Annotated in this window: 17 protein-coding genes and 1 pseudogene; 7 read left to right on the top strand and 11 right to left on the bottom strand. The window is 71.1% G+C overall.

The window, feature by feature from the left end; genetic code table 11:
* A pseudogene (locus AB0F56_RS20410) lies at positions 1 to 171 on the top strand (ectoine/hydroxyectoine ABC transporter ATP-binding protein EhuA); the annotation flags it as partial.
* A gap of 61 nt (positions 172 to 232) precedes the next feature.
* On the opposite strand, the gene AB0F56_RS20405 reads toward AB0F56_RS20410, so the two are convergent.
* The gene (locus tag AB0F56_RS20405; RefSeq protein ID WP_362011443.1) at positions 233 to 997 is read right to left on the bottom strand and encodes a class I SAM-dependent methyltransferase; all 765 of its coding nucleotides are present in this window, start codon (positions 995 to 997) and stop codon (positions 233 to 235) included.
* 94 nt (positions 998 to 1,091) lie between these two features.
* On the opposite strand from AB0F56_RS20405, the gene AB0F56_RS20400 reads away from it, so the two are divergent.
* Positions 1,092 to 1,721 carry a CGNR zinc finger domain-containing protein gene (locus AB0F56_RS20400; protein ID WP_362011440.1) on the top strand — a complete coding sequence of 210 codons (630 nt, stop codon included), beginning with the start codon at positions 1,092 to 1,094 and terminating at the stop codon, positions 1,719 to 1,721.
* Here the strand turns inward: AB0F56_RS20400 and sodX are convergent.
* On the bottom strand, positions 1,625 to 2,059 hold the full coding sequence (gene sodX / locus AB0F56_RS20395) for a nickel-type superoxide dismutase maturation protease (RefSeq protein ID WP_362011437.1): 435 nt from the start codon (positions 2,057 to 2,059) through the stop codon (positions 1,625 to 1,627). The two genes, AB0F56_RS20400 and sodX, sit on opposite strands and share 97 nt — an antisense overlap.
* A gap of 185 nt (positions 2,060 to 2,244) precedes the next feature.
* On the opposite strand from sodX, the gene sodN reads away from it, so the two are divergent.
* Positions 2,245 to 2,640, top strand: a complete 396-nt coding sequence (sodN, locus tag AB0F56_RS20390; RefSeq protein WP_315891151.1) for a superoxide dismutase, Ni — start codon at positions 2,245 to 2,247, stop codon at positions 2,638 to 2,640.
* An 86-nt stretch (positions 2,641 to 2,726) separates the two neighbouring features.
* Here sodN and AB0F56_RS20385 read toward each other — a convergent pair whose 3' ends face one another.
* Positions 2,727 to 3,545, bottom strand: a complete 819-nt coding sequence (locus AB0F56_RS20385) for a class I SAM-dependent methyltransferase (protein ID WP_362011434.1) — start codon at positions 3,543 to 3,545, stop codon at positions 2,727 to 2,729.
* 276 nt (positions 3,546 to 3,821) lie between these two features.
* Between AB0F56_RS20385 and AB0F56_RS20380 the strand changes: the two genes are divergently transcribed.
* Positions 3,822 to 4,037, top strand: a complete 216-nt coding sequence (locus AB0F56_RS20380) for a DUF6243 family protein (RefSeq protein WP_362011431.1) — start codon at positions 3,822 to 3,824, stop codon at positions 4,035 to 4,037.
* A gap of 360 nt (positions 4,038 to 4,397) precedes the next feature.
* Here the strand turns inward: AB0F56_RS20380 and AB0F56_RS20375 are convergent, their stop codons facing one another.
* The 3 genes from AB0F56_RS20375 to AB0F56_RS20365 all read right to left on the bottom strand — a co-directional run bounded on the left by AB0F56_RS20375 (position 4,398) and on the right by AB0F56_RS20365 (position 6,529).
* Positions 4,398 to 4,949 carry a GNAT family protein gene (locus tag AB0F56_RS20375; protein WP_362011428.1) on the bottom strand — a complete coding sequence of 184 codons (552 nt, stop codon included), beginning with the start codon at positions 4,947 to 4,949 and terminating at the stop codon, positions 4,398 to 4,400.
* 51 nt (positions 4,950 to 5,000) lie between these two features.
* Positions 5,001 to 5,498, bottom strand: a complete 498-nt coding sequence (locus AB0F56_RS20370; RefSeq protein WP_362011427.1) for a GNAT family N-acetyltransferase — start codon at positions 5,496 to 5,498, stop codon at positions 5,001 to 5,003.
* 74 nt (positions 5,499 to 5,572) lie between these two features.
* Entirely contained in the window at positions 5,573 to 6,529 is a 957-nt protein-coding gene (locus AB0F56_RS20365) for a LysR family transcriptional regulator (RefSeq protein ID WP_362011425.1), read from the bottom strand.
* A gap of 200 nt (positions 6,530 to 6,729) precedes the next feature.
* Between AB0F56_RS20365 and snpA the strand changes: the two genes are divergently transcribed.
* Both snpA and AB0F56_RS20355 read left to right on the top strand, forming a co-directional pair.
* Positions 6,730 to 7,389, top strand: coding sequence for a snapalysin (snpA, locus tag AB0F56_RS20360; protein WP_362011422.1), 660 nt, complete (start codon positions 6,730 to 6,732; stop codon positions 7,387 to 7,389).
* A 171-nt stretch (positions 7,390 to 7,560) separates the two neighbouring features.
* Positions 7,561 to 8,022, top strand: coding sequence for a group II truncated hemoglobin (locus tag AB0F56_RS20355; RefSeq protein WP_362011419.1), 462 nt, complete (start codon positions 7,561 to 7,563; stop codon positions 8,020 to 8,022).
* A gap of 45 nt (positions 8,023 to 8,067) precedes the next feature.
* On the opposite strand, the gene AB0F56_RS20350 is transcribed toward AB0F56_RS20355, so the two are convergent.
* The 3 genes from AB0F56_RS20350 to AB0F56_RS20340 are packed head-to-tail and all read right to left on the bottom strand — an operon-like array spanning position 8,068 to position 9,478.
* Positions 8,068 to 8,487: a DUF6304 family protein gene (locus tag AB0F56_RS20350; protein ID WP_362011417.1), complete on the bottom strand. Its 420-nt coding sequence runs from the start codon at positions 8,485 to 8,487 to the stop codon at positions 8,068 to 8,070.
* A 43-nt stretch (positions 8,488 to 8,530) separates the two neighbouring features.
* Positions 8,531 to 8,869 carry a hypothetical protein gene (locus AB0F56_RS20345; RefSeq protein ID WP_362011414.1) on the bottom strand — a complete coding sequence of 113 codons (339 nt, stop codon included), beginning with the start codon at positions 8,867 to 8,869 and terminating at the stop codon, positions 8,531 to 8,533.
* Positions 8,870 to 8,896: 27 nt separating this feature from the next.
* Entirely contained in the window at positions 8,897 to 9,478 is a 582-nt protein-coding gene (locus tag AB0F56_RS20340; protein WP_362011412.1) for a dihydrofolate reductase, read from the bottom strand.
* Positions 9,479 to 9,607: 129 nt separating this feature from the next.
* On the opposite strand from AB0F56_RS20340, the gene AB0F56_RS20335 reads away from it, so the two are divergent.
* Entirely contained in the window at positions 9,608 to 10,183 is a 576-nt protein-coding gene (locus AB0F56_RS20335) for a TetR family transcriptional regulator (protein WP_362011409.1), read from the top strand.
* A gap of 40 nt (positions 10,184 to 10,223) precedes the next feature.
* Here the strand turns inward: AB0F56_RS20335 and AB0F56_RS20330 are convergent, their stop codons facing one another.
* Together AB0F56_RS20330 and AB0F56_RS20325 are read right to left on the bottom strand one after the other, a co-directional pair.
* On the bottom strand, positions 10,224 to 11,288 hold the full coding sequence (locus AB0F56_RS20330) for a family 2 encapsulin nanocompartment cargo protein polyprenyl transferase (RefSeq protein WP_362011481.1): 1,065 nt from the start codon (positions 11,286 to 11,288) through the stop codon (positions 10,224 to 10,226).
* Positions 11,289 to 11,387: 99 nt separating this feature from the next.
* On the bottom strand, positions 11,388 to 12,803 hold the full coding sequence (locus AB0F56_RS20325; RefSeq protein ID WP_362011407.1) for a family 2B encapsulin nanocompartment shell protein: 1,416 nt from the start codon (positions 12,801 to 12,803) through the stop codon (positions 11,388 to 11,390).
* Positions 12,804 to 12,989 lie beyond the last annotated feature (186 nt).

Here is a 12,989-nt window from a genome sequence, read left to right as displayed (position 1 = left end):
TCCGGCATGACCATGATCGTCGTGACCCACGAGATGGGCTTCGCCCGCGAGGTCGGCGACAACCTGGTCTTCATGGACGGCGGCGTCGTGGTCGAATCCGGCCACCCGCGCGACGTCCTGACCGACCCGCAGCACGACAGGACCAAGGCGTTCCTGTCGAAGGTGCTGTAGGGGGCAGGCAGAACGCAGAAGGGGCGGTACGGGACGGAACCCGTACCGCCCCTTCGCGTACCTACTTCAGCGCGAGCAGAAGGGTGTCGGAAGGCGAGGCCCAGACGGCACGGGCCTCGTCGAAGCCGGCGGCGCGGAGGATCTCGGCGTGGCGGCGGGCCGAGGGCATGTCGCCGTCGGCGTGCTCGCCGTAGATCTCGAAGCGGCGGGCGGTCGGCCCGGCGAGGACCGGGTCCTGGGCGGCCACGGCCCACCAGGCGGCCCAGTCGAGCGCGCCGGCGTCCTTGGCGCGGTCCATGACGGTGTGCCGGTGGGCGCGCTCGGCGGCGTTGATACGGGGCGTGGTCTCGTCGATCATGTGGTCGGCGTTCATGAAGACGCCGCCGTCGCGGACGAGGCCGGCGAGCTGACCGTAGAGCGCGGTGAGCGGCTCGGTGTGGAGCCAGTGGAGCGCGGTGGCGGTGAGCACGGCGTCGTACGAACCGTGCGGCAGCTCCTCGACCCACTTGGGGTCCTTGAGGTCGGCGGTGAGGAAGCTGACGCGCTCGTCGCCGTCGAAGGACCCGCGGGCGATGGCGAGCAGCGCGGGGTCGAGGTCGACGCCGACGCTGGTCGCCTTCGGGAACCTCTTGAGGAGCCGATCCGTGATACTCCCAGTACCGCACGCCAGGTCGAGGACGCGGGGCTCGGGCCCCACCACGGCCTCGACCATGTCGAGCATCACGCGGAACCGCTCCTCGCGGTCCGGCATGTACCACTCCTGCTGACGGTCCCAGCTCTCCTGCCAGGCCGCCCAGTCGGTTCCGGTCGCTGCCGCGTCCGTCATGACACCCCTCCACCCGATCCGTAATACCCTCGAAGGGGTACCGTCCATTACCCCTTCCGCCCCCGACCCTAGCCCTCCACCGTAAGGACTACAAGTGGAACTGGCCTATTACTCGGATTACGCCGTGCGTCTGGTCAACACCGAGGAGCCGGCCCGCAACAAGGACTCGCTGACGTCGGTCGAGGCGGTCAGGGAGCTCTTCGGCGCGGCCTCGCAGATGGCCAGGCGGGCGACGGACGCCGACGTGACGCGCTTCCGTTCGGTACGCACCCGGCTGCGGGCGGTCTTCACCGCGGCGGACGAGGGCGACCACCGGCAGGCGGTGGACCTGCTGAACTCACTGCTCCTGGAGTTCCCCGTCAGCCCGCAGATCTCGGGCCACGACTACCTGGACGACGAGGGGCATCCGCGCTGGCACATGCACCTCGCCGATCACCCCTCGAACGCGACGGCGGGGTTCGCGGCGATCGCGGCGATGGGACTCGCCTTCCACCTGACGGAGTTCGGCGCCGACCGGCTCGGCCTCTGCCAGGCGCCGCCCTGCCGCAACGCGTACCTCGACACCTCGACCAACCGCTCCCGCCGCTACTGCTCGGACCGCTGCGCGACCCGCGCCAACGTGGCCGCCTACCGGGCCCGCAAGCGTCTGGAGGCCGAACGGTCGGACCCGACCGGCCTGACGGCCGAGAACAACCAGGAGAGCAGCACACCGGCCGACCGCTGACGCCCGGGCGTGACGGGCCGGTACCGCGCCCGTACGCGCCCCAGGACCAGCTCGCCCGGCACGACACCGAACACCCGGCTGTCCCCCTCGGCGCCGGGGTTGTCGCCGAGCACCCACCACCCGCCGCCCTGTCGCTCGACCAGACGCTTGACGATGAGGAGATCCTGCTGGAGCGGATGCCGCAGCACGGCGACGTCGCCGGCCCGCAGCCGCGCGCCGTACCGCACCAACAGCCGGTCCCCATGGAGCAAGGTGGGCACCATGGAAATCCCGGTGACCTCGGCGATCCCGAACAGAGGCCCGGCTCCGGGCCTCTGTTGACTCCCCGCGTCCGTCATGCGAAGCCGCCTCCTGATCCGCTCATCCACGCGCACGTCCACTCGCTCGACCGCTCGTCCACTCGTCCACGAGTCCCATGGTGACCCTGGACTTTTGTCCTAAGCCCCTGGGGGCGCTCGCGAAAACCGCCTTCTCGGGGAGTAATCTCCCACCTGAGAAGACGATCACGAGGAAGGACAGCTGCATGCTCTCCCGCCTGTTTGCCCCCAAGGTGAAGGTCAGCGCCCACTGCGACCTCCCCTGCGGTGTCTACGACCCGGCCCAGGCCCGCATCGAGGCCGAGTCGGTCAAGGCCGTTCAGGAGAAGTACCAGGCCAACGAGGACGCGCACTTCCGCGCGCGTGCCACGGTCATCAAGGAACAGCGCGCGGAGCTCGCGAAGCACCACATCTCGGTGCTGTGGAGCGACTACTTCAAGCCCCCGCACTTCGAGAAGTACCCCGAGCTGCACGCGCTCATCAACGACACCCTGAAGGCCCTCTCGGCCGCGAAGGCGTCGACGGACCCGAAGACGGGCGAGAAGGCGCTGGAGCTCATCGCCGAGGTCGACCGGATCTTCTGGGAGACGAAGAAGGCCTGACCTTCTTCCCTCCCCACCAGCACCACCCGAAGGGCCCGCCCGGCAACCCCGGACGGGCCCTTCGGCGTGCTCGTGGCTTGTACGGCTCACCGGCGGCAGACGAGGAGACCGCTCAAGCTCTGGACCTCGTACGAGCCGTGACGGTCGATGCGGTCGGCGAGAAGGGCACGGGCCCGGTCGATGGTCGGGTCGAACGGCACGTCGTGCTGGTCCGCCCAGGCGCGGTACGAAGCCATGTGGGCGATGACGGGCTCGGGGTCGCGGACGGTGATGGTGCCGGGAAGCTCGATGACCTCCACGCGGCTGAACTCCTGGCCGAGCAGCGCCGGTGCGTTCTCCAGGGAGAACCGGGCACCGATCGAGATCCGGGCCGGCCCGCGTTCGATCCCGAGGACGTCGCCGGCCGCGCGCTGCCACAGCTCCTCGAGTTCGAGCTTGTCCCGTGCGCTGTTGGTGGAGGCGACCACCATCCCGCCAGGGGCGACGACCCGGCCCAGCTCCCTGACCGCCTGGGGGATGTCGGGCACGTGGTAGAGCATGTGGAGCGCGAGAGCGGCAGCGACGCTCCCGGCCGCCAGCGGCAGCCTCGTGGCGTCCGCGACGGCGACCGCCCCGGGGACGCCGGCGAGGATGCCGGGTGCGATGTCGAGTCCGAGCAGATCCAGGTCGGGCCGGTCCCGGCGAATCCGCTCGACGTACTTGCCGTTGCCGCAGCCGATGTCGACGACCCGCCCGCGCACCTCCCCCAACTGCTCGGCGACGAGCCCCGGAAGGTCGTACCGGGGCGTCTGCCACCGGTAGAGCGCCTGCCGGGCCGCCAGATCTCTGTCTCCGTTGTAGGCACTGCCCGCGAGGCGGGCCCGATCGGTGGCGGCGGCGTCATGGGCGGCGGACAGCTCGGTCACGTCGGCATCTCCGGAGGATGGGCGGCGGGCACGGACGCACGGACGGCCGAGTGAAAGAACGGCCGACCCCGGGCGCTCGCCGAAGGCCCGGCCGGTTCCGGGCGGCGAAAGTGTTGGCGTGCGGAGCCGACGGAACCGGGTAACGTCTTTGTCATGTTCTTCCAGACACCGATTCACGAGTGAGCGCGTGATGGGCCTCTGCTGACGTTCTTCGACGTCGCCGCCCGCCCCCACCGATGAATCCGTAGATCCTTTCCATTCTTACCGGGAGAACCCGTGACCGACAGCAAGAACATCAACAACCCCGTGGGCCAGGGCGGCGGCCAGCGCAAGAAGCTGTCCCGCGCCGAACGGCAGAACAACGGCCCGCACCGCAACCTCGACCGCCAGACCGCAGCGGAAAAGAAGGCGGAGCTGGTACGCAAGATGCGCGAGAAGACAGGCACGGCCAAGGGCGCCGGGCAGGCGGGCGACGAACCCGCGGACAGCTGACGCACCGCCGCCGCAGGGCGGCACCGCGCGGGGCGGAGTCCTACCGCCTCGGCGGTGCGGGCAGGTCGAGGACTCGGCGTCAACGGTCAATCGGGCCGCACTGCCGACGCGTTCGGCGAGCGGGGACGGATCGTGCCCGAAGGTGGCCTTGCCGTCGCCGTCGACGAGCCCGTCGCGCCACTCCTCCAGCCCGGTGCAGCAGCCCGGCAGCAGGGTGAGGCCGGTTGTCGTGTCGGTGACCCGCAGCCCACCGGCGGCAAAGAGGGCGTCCATGGTGAGCAGTCCATGGAGGAAGCTCCCCAGCGGATCGGCGGGCCGTGGCGGGCGGCCGTCGGGTTCGGCGTGCTTGCGGCGGCCGGGTCAGCGAGGCGAGGTGCCGGTCAGTCGGCGTTCCCAGAAGACCTCGTCGCGCCAGGCGCCGGCGGCGTAGAAGTGGGCGTGGGCGATGCCCCACGAGGTGAAGCCGTGTTTGCGGAGGATGGCCTGGGACGCGAGGTTGTCCAGTTGGGTGTGGGCCTCCAGGCGGTGCAGGTTCAGGTCGTCCGCGGCGACCCGCAGGGCCAGGGCGACGGCTCGGCTCGTGTGGCCGAGGCCCTCGTGGTGGGAGGAGATCCAGTAGCCGAGGTAGCCCTTCTGGAAGGGGCCTCGCAGGATCGAGCCGATGGTGATCTGGCCGATGACCGTCCCGCCCGAGAGCACGACTCCGGGCCATGCGAGTCCCCGGCCGTGGGCGTCCAGGAGGGATTCGACGACCTGGGCCTGTCCGGCCGGCGTGTAGAACTCCGCGGGTCTCTCGGGCAGCCAGCGCGCGTACGCCTGCTGGTCCTCGGCGAGCAGGTCGGCGAGTGCGGGGGCGTCGGAGGGCTCGATGAGCCTGATCGACGTGGGGCTTACAGGAGTTCTGCTGGTCATGGCGTGCCACCGTAACCATTCATCGTCGTCCTGTCCCTCGCCCACTCGCGACTACACCGGCTCCACCGGCAGCGCGTAGCGCAGCTTCTGCTTCGACGTGGCGCCCAGGCGGTCGTAGAAACGGATCGCGCCCTCGTTCCAGGTCGGCGTCTGCCACTGGATCTCCGTCAGGCCCAGGGACCGGGCCTCCTCGCGCAGGGCCGCCATGAAGAGGGGGCCCAGGCCCAGGCCGCGCTCCGTCGCCGCGAGGTAGAGGCAGTCCATGTGGAGGTACTCGGCGCCGTCCCAGGTGGAGAGCTCGGGCGCGCACGTGGCGTAGCCGACCAGGCGGCCGTCCGGGAGTTCCGCCACCAGGCAGCGCAGGCGGGGGTGATCGGGACGACCGGGTGCGTCCGATGTGCCGAAGATCAAGGGTTCCAGGCGCCTCGCCAAGCCCGGGGCCGGGGGCGTCGCCTTCTCGTACGCGGCGTGTTCGGCGGCCAGCTCGGCCACCCGGTCCAGGTCCTCCCGGCGGGCGTGCCGGATACGAGCCGCAGGTGCCGCGCTCATCGCATGTCCCCCGCCTTCACGAGCTGCCCGCCGGCCTCCCGTATGCCCCATGCCCGCGCGATCCGAACTGTCCGTCATACCGTCATCATGCCCGCCCCCACCGACATCCCGTTCCGCCGGAGCCACTGCCGGTACGGCGCCGCCCGCAGCGCCGCCTCCCGGTAGGCCGCCGCCAGATCGTCGTACAGCGGGTCGAGCGAGGCTCCCTCGCGCGCGTAGAGCAGGAGACGGACCGCCAAGGGGTCGTCCCGTAAGGGACGGATCGCCAGATCCTCCCGCGGCAACGATGTCGGCTGGCACGGCGCCACCGCCTCGCCGAGGACGATCAGGGACGCCGCCGTGTGGTAATCGCAGTGCAGCAGTGGCGGATCGATGCCGGCCTCGCTCAGGACCCGTCTCAGCCCGTCCCACTCGCCGTCCACCGTCGGGTCGACCATCCAGCGGTCCTCGGCGAGGTCGGTCAGCTCCACCACCGGGTGCCGCGCCGCCGGATGGTCCGCGGCCAACGAGACGAACTGCGGCTCCCGTTCGATCAGTACGCGCTCCTGGAGCCCCTCCGGCACCCGCAGCGGGCACCCCTCGACCTCGTGGACGAAGGCCACGTCCAGCTGGCCCGCCGCGACCGACCGCACCAGCGCGTTGGCGGAGACGTCCATGTGGAGCCCGATGTCCGTGCCGGGGAGCCCCTGACGCAGTCGGCGCAGCCAGCCCGGCAGGGCCCTGCTCGCCGTCGAGCCGACCCGCAGCCGGGGCCCGTCGGTGCGCGCCGCCTCGGCCCTGGTCTCGCTGATCAGCATCGCCATCTGGTCGACGAGCGGCCTGGCCCGGCTGAGCACCGAGCGGCCGAGCGGTGTGGGCCGGCAGCCGGTGCGGCCGCGCGAGAACAGCTCCGCGCCCAGGGAGTTCTCGATCCGGCGCAGCTGAGTCGTCAACGAGGGCTGGCTCATGCCCAGTTGACGCGCCGCCTTGTGCAGGCTGCCCGTCTCCGCGATCGCGCAGAGCGCGCGCAGATGCCTCACCTCCAGCTCCATGACCTGAGAGTAGGACGGCACCGGATGCCGCACCAGACACCCAAGTCGCCCCAATTCCCTTTCATTGCAAGGAAGTTCAGACAGACTGAACGAGGCCCACCGATCGCCGGTGATGTGTTCGTGCTATCACCTGCTGCCATCATCCCTACGCACCCCGGCTCCCCCGACACTCTCTCCAACCGATCCAGGAGGAGCCCCCCATGCGACACCCCAAGGTCCTCACCGCCTCCCTCGCCGCCACCCTCGGCCTGGGCCTCGCCGCCGCACTCGGCGCCGCGCCGGTGGCCGTCGCCGCGGCACCCGCCGCCCCGTCCTCGGCGACCGCCGGGTACGCGGCCTACGCCGGATCCGCCGAGGACGCCAAGGCGACCAAGGCGTTCCACGAGGCCGTCATGAAGTCCGTGGCGAAGAAGCGGGCCGCCAACCCCGGCGCCGCCGCCGTCACCGTCGTCTACAGCGCCGCCAACGCCCCGAGCTTCCGCACCCAGATCGCCCGGAGCACCCAGATATGGAACAGCTCGGTCGTCAACGTACGGCTGGTGGAGGGCAGCAACGCCGACTTCGCCTACTACGAGGGCAATGACTCGCGCGGCTCGTACGCCAGCACCGACGGGCACGGCAACGGCTACATCTTCCTCGACTACCGGCAGAACCAGCAGTACAACTCCACCCGCGTCACCGCCCACGAGACCGGGCACGTCCTCGGCCTCCCGGACCACTACTCCGGCCCGTGCAGCGAGCTGATGTCGGGCGGCGGCCCGGGCACATCCTGTCAGAACGCCCAGCCCAACTCCCAGGAGCGGGCGCGCGTCGACCAGCTGTGGCGCTTCGGCCTCGCCTCGGCCGCCAAGACGTTCTGACCTGCCTCTCACACCCCCCACCCCGGCGGGGCGGACGGCTCACGGCCGTCCGCCCCGCCGCGGGTTTGCGCGAACGACGCGCGCGCTGTGGGCGAACATCCTTGGTTTCAGGCCGTGTTGAGTGAATGCTGTGGGGACAGATCCCGGACGGACCGAACCCGGAGGCGTCCCGTGACCGCCGAGCGTCGCACGAACACCCTGTACGAGGCCGTGGGCGGAGCCGACGCGCTGCGCCGGCTCTCCGACACCTTCTACGAGGCGGTCCTGGCCGACCCGCTCCTCGCGCCGGTCTTCGCGGACTTCACCCCCGCCCACGTCGAGCACGTCGCCGTGTGGCTGGCCGAGGTGTTCTCCGGGCCCGCCGAGTTCACGGCGGAACTGGGCGGGCATCAGGCGCTGCTCCGCGCCCATCTCGGGCTCGCCATCACCGAGGAGCAGCGGCTGCGCTGGATGGAGCTGATGACGGCGGCGGTGGAGAAGGAGCTGCCGGACGACGCCCTGCTGCGCCGCCGGGTGGTGGAGTACTTCGACTGGGGGACGAAGATCGCCAAGGAGGTCTCGGGCTCGGCGCCCGGCACGGATCTCGGCGACCCCGGCCCCACTCCGCGCTGGGGCTGGGACGGCCTGGTCTGACCGCCGTACGCCCCGATCCGCGGGCCCGGACCCGGGCCCCGGGTCTCAGGCCGTCTGCAGGAGGCGGCGGCCGAACGCCGCCCCGGCCGGGAGCTGACGCCTCACCCGGTCGAGCGCCTCCTCGAAGTCGCCGCCGGCGATGCCCGACTCGTAGGCCGTCCCGCCGTAGTGCAGGGTCAGGCTCAGGTCGGCCCGCTCGCCGAGGGTCAGCAGGCAGCTGAGGGTGGCCTGCTGGCTGACGCCGTCCAGGACGACGGGAAGCGGCAGGTCCCATTCCAGTACGCACCCGGTGAGGGCTTCGCCGCCCTTCTCCGCCGCGCTCAGCGCGGCGAAGGTCGCGCCCGTGTACGCGACACCCCTGATGCGGGCGGACACCTGCTGTCCGTCCACCGTGATCGCGATCGCTTCCGCGCCGCTGCGGTCCCGGTACCAGCCGGTCCAGACTTCCGTCGACTCCGATGACATGCGCGGACTGTAGCGGGCGGAACGACTCCTTCGCGCGGCCCGGTCACCCTGTGGCCGGACTTCTCCCGATCTCGCCGTTCTTGCCGGTCACGTGCGTGGTAGCGGCTTCCGTACCGCCTGCCCCGCCCGCTTCTCGCGCCGCCTCCGCGGTGCCCTCGGGACCGGCTCCCTCGCCGCCCTCCGGGCCCTCGCCGCCCTCGGCGCCCTCAAGACGTTCGTGCCGCGCGCACCGCGGATTCCGGCACGGCTGCACTTCCCACTCCGGCACCCAGGCCCCCAGGACCTTGTGCCGCTTCGCGACGAGTCCGACGGGGTCTCCGCAGGCCGGGCACACGGGCGTGGCCTGCGGGTCCCGTACCGTACGCGGGGTCTCGCTGCCCATACCTCCCAGGGTAGGGCGCGCCCTCGGTCACCGCTTCCTGGTGTACGTCCGGACGAGCACCCCGTTGTCGAACACGCGCACCTCGCCCAGCTCGAAGTCGCGGGGCTCGAAGCCGGCGCCGAACATCGGCATGCCGGAGCCGTAGACCTGCGGGTACGTCTTGATGACCAGCTCGTCGATCTCCTCGATCAGCGCGCCGGCGATCTGCGAACCACCGCAGACCCAGATCCCGAGCGGGCTGTCCTCGGCCTTCAGCTCCCGGACCCGGCCGACCAGGTCGTCGGCGATCAGCTCGACGTTCGGGTCGGGCGACTCGGCGAGCGAGCGCGTCGCGACGATCTCCCGCAGGTGGCCGTACGGGCTGGTGACACCGATGTCCAGGGCGAGCTTGTACGAGTTCAGGCCCTGGATGACCGTGTCGAACCGCTTGTTCTCGGAGTCGATCCCGAGGGCCTCACGCCCCTGCGCCGAGATGGTCTCCGGGTATTCGCCCTTCAGGAACTCCAGGAACGGCGCGTCCACGAACTGGTACATGGAAGCGGCGTCGCCATCGGGGTCACCGATGAAGCCGTCGATGGAGCAGGCGATGAAATAGGTGAGCTTGCGCAAACCGGTCCTTTTCGTCTTCGCGTCGTGAGCTGCGATCGCAACCACGACGGTTATAGTGCTTCACTTGTAGTGGTTACGCAAGAGCTATCTTCCGAAGAAGTCCAACGAGAAGTGGAATCAGGAGGTCCGGTGGCCAGAAACCCGGAACGCCGTACGGCCCTGCTCGACGCGGCGATCGAGGTGCTCGGGGACGAGGGTGCCCGTGGGCTCACCTTCCGGGCCGTGGATGCCCGGGCAGGTGTCCCCACGGGCACCTCGTCCAACTACTTCTCCGACCGGGACCAGCTGCTCTCCCAGGTCGCGGACCGCATCTTCGTCCGGATGACCCCGGAGCCGGACTCGCTCGCCACGGCCATGCGGCCGAAGCCCAGCCGGGCCCTTGTCGTCGAGCTGATGCGCTGGCTCGCCCGGCGGATGGCCGCCGAACGCACCTGCTATCTGGGCCTCTTCGAACTCCGTCTGGAGGCCACGCGCCGCCCGGAGCTGCGCAAGCAGCTCACCAAGGTGCTGCGCTCGGACCTCGACTTCAACATCCGCACGCACATCGAGTCCGGGATGCCGGGCGACGCGGACACGGTCCGGCTGCTCTACTTCGCCCTCACCGGGCTGCTCTTCGACCACTTCACGGTCCCCGGCCTGCACGACGACCGCGAACTGGACGACCTCATCGAGACCGTGGTCAACCGGATCGTGCCGGAGGCCTGACCGCCCGGTCCCGGGGCGAGCCCGTCACCGCGCCCGCCCGTCACCGCGTCCGGCGCGTGACGAACTCCGCCAGGGCGAGCAGGTCCCCGGCGGCCTCCAGATCCGGCACCGCCCGGGAGAGATGCTCGACCGCGCGGGCCATCAGGTCGGCCGCCTGGGCCTGCGCCCAGTCCCGGCCGCCGGCCCGCTCGACGGCGTCCGCCGCCGCCCGCACCGCCGCCGCGTCGAGTTCCTCACGGGCGTACAGCTCGGCCAGCTCCTCCCCGGCCGCCGTGCCGGAGGCGAGCGCCGCGACCACCGGAAGCGACTTCTTGTGCGCGACGAGATCGGCGCCCGCCGGCTTGCCCGTGCGCTCCGGGTCGCCCCAGATGCCGATCAGGTCGTCGATGAGCTGGAAGGCGAGCCCGGCCTCCCGGCCGAACGCGTCCATCGCCGCGACCTCCTCCTCCCCCGCGCCCGCGTACAGCGCGCCGAGGGCGCAGGCGCAGCCGAGCAGGGCGCCCGTCTTGGCGGTGGCCATCGCCAGGCACTCGTCCAGGGTCACCTCGCGCGGGCCCCGGTGTTCGAAGGCGCAGTCCGCCTGCTGGCCGGCACAGAGTTCGATGACGCTCGCGGCGAGCCGCGCGGAGGCGGCCGCCGAGGCGGGGTGGCCGTCCTCGGCGAGGAGCCGTAACGCCAGGGCGAGCATGGCGTCGCCCGCGATCAGCGCGTCGGGGATGCCGAACACCGTCCAGGCCGTGGGCCGGTGCCGGCGGGTCGGGTCCTCGTCCACGATGTCGTCGTGGAGCAGCGTGAAGTTGTGCGCGAGCTCCACGGCCGTGGCGGCCCGCACGGCGGGCGCCGGGTCGCCGCCGAGCGCGCGGGTGGCGGCGAGCACGAGCGCGGGCCGGATCGCCTTGCCGGTCTGCCCGGTGGCCGGGGAGCCGTCGGCCTGCTCCCAGCCGAAGTGGTACATCGCGACGCGCCGTATCGAGCCGGGCAACGACTCGATGGTCGAGCGCAGTTGGGGATTGACGACGCTCCGTGTCTGGTCGAGGAGCGTCACGGCGCCCTGGGTGTCGCCCACAGCGTCCGCCCGTGGTCCCGGCCGCCCGTCACGGGTCATGGTCACACTTCCCCCCTCTTTCGTGAGTCGCTTGGCGTGTGAGGTCGTGGCGGGGGGCCGGTCGGCACGGACCCCCGCCACGGTCACGGGGCCGGCGCGTCAGCGCCAGCGGCTGACCTCCACGTTCTCCAGGACTCCGAGCGCGTCGGGGACGAGGATCGCGGCCGAGTAGTAGGCCGTGACCAGGTAGGAGATGATCGCCTGCTCGTCGATGCCCATGAAGCGCACCGAGAGGCTGGGCTCGATCTCGTCCGGGAGGCCCGTCTGGTGCAGGCCGATCACGCCCTGCTCGTCCTCGCCCGTACGCATGCAGATGATGGACGTGGTCCGGGCGTCCGAGACCGGGATCTTGTTGCTCGGGAAGATCGGGACACCGCGCCAGGTCGGGATCCGGTTGCCGTTGATCTCGATGGACTCGGGGACGAGGCCCCGCCGGTTGCACTCGCGGCCGAAGGCGGCGATGGCGCGCGGGTGGGCGATGAACATCTTCGAGCCCCGGCGCCGGGAGAGGAGCTCGTCCATGTCGTCGGGGCTGGGCACGCCGTCGTGCGGCTGGAGGCGCTGTCCGTAGTCGCAGTTGGCGAGCAGGCCGAACTCGCGGTTGTTGATCAGCTCGTGCTCCTGGCGCTCGCGCAGCGCCTCGACCGTGAGCCGCAGCTGCTGCTCGGTCTGGTTCATCGGCTGGTTGTAGAGGTCCGCGACGCGGCTGTGGACCTTCAGGACGGTCTGGGCGACCGACAGTTCGTACTCGCGCGGCGAGGCGTCGTAGTCCACGTACGTGTGCGGGACGACGGCCTCGCCGACGTGGCCGGCGGAGAGGTCGATCGCGGCCTCGCCGAACTGGTTGCTGCGCTGGTGGGGCAGGGCGGCGACGCTCGCGAGGTGGTCGGCGAGCGAGGTGGCGCGCTCGGCGAGGTTGCGCACGTCGTCGCGGGTCAGTTCGAGGACGGTGCAGGTGGTGGCCGCGCGGGCGGTCCACTCCCACGTGGCGTCCGCGTGGGTCAGCGCGCTGTCGCCGAAGTGCGCGCCGTCGGCGAGGACGCCGATGATCGCCTCGTCGCCGTACGGCCCCTCGCCGATCTGCTCGACCTTGCCGTGCGCCAGGAGGTGGACGCGGTCGGTGGGCTCGCCCGCGGTGGCGATGATCTCTCCGGGCGCGTACTCACGCTGGCGGCACCGGGAGGCCAGTTCGGTGAGGGCCTCCTCGTCCTCGTACCCGCGCAGCGCCGGGAGTTCGCCGAGCTCGGCGGGGATGACGGCGACGCGCTCGCCGGTCTGGACGAAGGTGACCCGACCGTCCCCCACCGAGTAGCTGAGCCTCCGGTTCACCCGGTAGGTACCGCCCTGGACCTGCACCCACGGCAGCATCCGCAGGAGCCACCGGGAGGTGATCTCCTGCATCTGCGGTGCCGACTTGGTGGTGGTCGCCAGGTTCCGTGCGGCGGCGGTGCCGAGACTCTGCTGCGGCGTCGCCTGATCCGCGCGTACCTCGTCGCCTACCGAACCAACGGACATGGAACTCCCTCTCGATGTGAATGACCTGCGAGAGGAAGCCTTTCAGCACGGAGCGTGGGCGCGCCATTACACAAATGAGTGGGAGTGATCGGCTTCCGGCTGGGCATGTCACTCGGCTTCCACTCGAACAGCCCTGCCCCGCCAGCCTCGTGGCCCGGTGTCCGGATCGGCTCGCACACGGCCCGA

This window comes from Streptomyces sp. NPDC026092 (assembly GCF_040638605.1).
Taxonomy (GTDB): domain Bacteria; phylum Actinomycetota; class Actinomycetes; order Streptomycetales; family Streptomycetaceae; genus Streptomyces.
This window is presented reverse-complemented; position numbering and strand designations above follow the sequence as displayed.

Bases quoted from the DNA above. Each gene is read 5' to 3' on its own strand.
- AB0F56_RS20405 (WP_362011443.1), bottom strand. From the start codon at position 997: ATGACGGACGCGGCAGCGACCGGAACCGACTGGGCGGCCTGGCAGGAG.
- sodX (WP_362011437.1), bottom strand. From the start codon at position 2,059: ATGACGGACGCGGGGAGTCAACAGAGGCCCGGAGCCGGGCCTCTGTTC.
- sodN (WP_315891151.1), top strand. From the start codon at position 2,245: ATGCTCTCCCGCCTGTTTGCCCCCAAGGTGAAGGTCAGCGCCCACTGC.
- AB0F56_RS20375 (WP_362011428.1), bottom strand. From the start codon at position 4,949: ATGACCAGCAGAACTCCTGTAAGCCCCACGTCGATCAGGCTCATCGAG.
- AB0F56_RS20370 (WP_362011427.1), bottom strand. From the start codon at position 5,498: ATGAGCGCGGCACCTGCGGCTCGTATCCGGCACGCCCGCCGGGAGGAC.
- AB0F56_RS20365 (WP_362011425.1), bottom strand. From the start codon at position 6,529: ATGGAGCTGGAGGTGAGGCATCTGCGCGCGCTCTGCGCGATCGCGGAG.
- snpA (WP_362011422.1), top strand. From the start codon at position 6,730: ATGCGACACCCCAAGGTCCTCACCGCCTCCCTCGCCGCCACCCTCGGC.
- AB0F56_RS20350 (WP_362011417.1), bottom strand. From the start codon at position 8,487: ATGTCATCGGAGTCGACGGAAGTCTGGACCGGCTGGTACCGGGACCGC.
- AB0F56_RS20345 (WP_362011414.1), bottom strand. From the start codon at position 8,869: ATGGGCAGCGAGACCCCGCGTACGGTACGGGACCCGCAGGCCACGCCC.
- AB0F56_RS20330 (WP_362011481.1), bottom strand. From the start codon at position 11,288: ATGACCCGTGACGGGCGGCCGGGACCACGGGCGGACGCTGTGGGCGAC.
- AB0F56_RS20325 (WP_362011407.1), bottom strand. From the start codon at position 12,803: ATGTCCGTTGGTTCGGTAGGCGACGAGGTACGCGCGGATCAGGCGACG.